A 1,716-nucleotide genomic window follows, 5' to 3' on the forward strand; every position below is an offset into this window, starting at 1 on the left:
CACCCCAGCCCGCCCAGGAAGAACCCCAGGCAGGTGGAGGCAGGCAGCAGACACGCCAGCCCCACCCCTACCGCCGAGGGCGTCCAGCGGCGGAACCGCTCCGGCAACGCCTGCTCCCCCAGCGTAAGGACGGCCGCCGCGCCCGCCGCCCAGGCCATGGCGAGCCGCAGGTCCACCGAGACGGCACCCAGCCCTGACGCCAGCACCTGCGCCACACCCGCCGTCATCGTCGCGGCCGGAGCCGGGAAGCGCTCCGACCCCAGCACGGACGGCTCTGGCACCAGCAGGTAGAACAGCGGCACCACCACCAGCGCCCCCACGACGCACCCCAACAGCTGCGCCAGGAACACGCGGCGAGGATCCGCGCCCAGCAGGTGTCCCGCCTTCTGGTCCGTGAGCAGGTCCGCGGAGGAGGACGCCGCGTTGACCGTGATGCCCGCCGTCGCCAGGTTCGCGCGCACGTCCCCTGGCAGCAGCACGCCATACGTCAGCTGCGTCACCTGCCCCAGCGCGCCCACGGGGCTCATGTCCGTCTCCCCCGTGACACGGCAGGAGATGAGACACAGCACGAACGACAGCGCCACCGCGAGCAGCGCGTGCGGCACCGGCACGTCGAAGCCCACCCGCGCCAACGCCACCGTCGCGGGCGTCAGCACCAGCATCCCCGCCACCCACCACCGCCCGGGCACCTGGAGCGCTTCAATGGGATGCGGCGCCTGACGCTGCCCGCGCAGCCCCCGCAGCGCCCGGCCCCACACGCGGGCCTGGAGCGCGAACTGCAACAGCGACGCGGTGGTGAGCGCCGCCGCGCCCGGCCACAGCGCCCACGCGAGGAAGTCCCCATCCGGAGCCACCACGCCCGCCGCCATCAACCGGGGCGCGACAACGCCATGGACGAAGAGCGCCCCCAGCCACATGGACGCGGTGACGCGCACGCCCAGCAGCGCGCCGCCGCCCACCGGCATCAACCCCGTCTCCAGCGCGAACCCCAACCGCTCCAGCGACACGCCCCCCAGCGTCCCGGGAAACGCATACGCATAGGGCAAGCGCCCGAAGCCATCGCGCGCGAGCGTCAACACACCCGCGATCAGCCCGCCCACGCCCAGCATGCGCAGCCGCGGCCCCGCCGACTCCCCTCCCGAATGCAGCGCGCGAGCCGTCGCCGCCGCGGCCGTCCCGGACGCGAACGGAAGCTGCTCCCGGTCCACCAGCTGCCGCTTGAACGGCACCGCGAACAGGACGCCCAGCGCGGACAACAGGAACGTCCACGCCAGCAGCGTCATCCCGGGCAGGTGGTGCCCCGTCGTCAACAACCACGCCCCCTGCACCGACACGAGCGCACCGCCCGTCGCGTATCCCGCCGACGACGCCACCGTCTGCGCGCATCCCAGTTCCAGCAGGGACAACGGGCTCCCGGCGACTCGGGGGCTCAAGCGCCGGAGCGCCCCATGCGTCGCCGATGCGAGCAGCGCGGCGGTGACGGCCACGCCGAACGCCACGCCCGTCTTCAGGCCCGCGTAGAGGTTGGTGGCGCAGGTGAGCACGCCCAGCCCCGCGCCCAGGAGCACCGCGCGCAAGGTGAGCTGGGGCAGCCGGTCGCCCTGGTACACGCGCGTGAGCCAGTAGGTGTCCACCTCCGCCTGCGTCGTGCCGGGGATGCGCAGCAGCGTCAGCGAGGCGTCGGTGGGCGTGTCCCCGGCGGGGACGGCTCGGGGG

General features: G+C 74.1%; 1 protein-coding gene. It reads right to left on the reverse strand.

Annotated elements, in window-relative coordinates; all coding sequences use genetic code 11:
* Positions 1-1,673, reverse strand: a 1,673-nt coding sequence (locus tag D7Y11_RS42510) for an OPT family oligopeptide transporter (RefSeq protein ID WP_148139292.1), incomplete at its 3' end; no start/stop codon positions are given.
* Positions 1,674-1,716 lie beyond the last annotated feature (43 nt).

Source organism: Corallococcus sp. AB018 (assembly GCF_003986945.1).
Classification (GTDB): Bacteria; Myxococcota; Myxococcia; order Myxococcales; family Myxococcaceae; genus Corallococcus; species Corallococcus exiguus.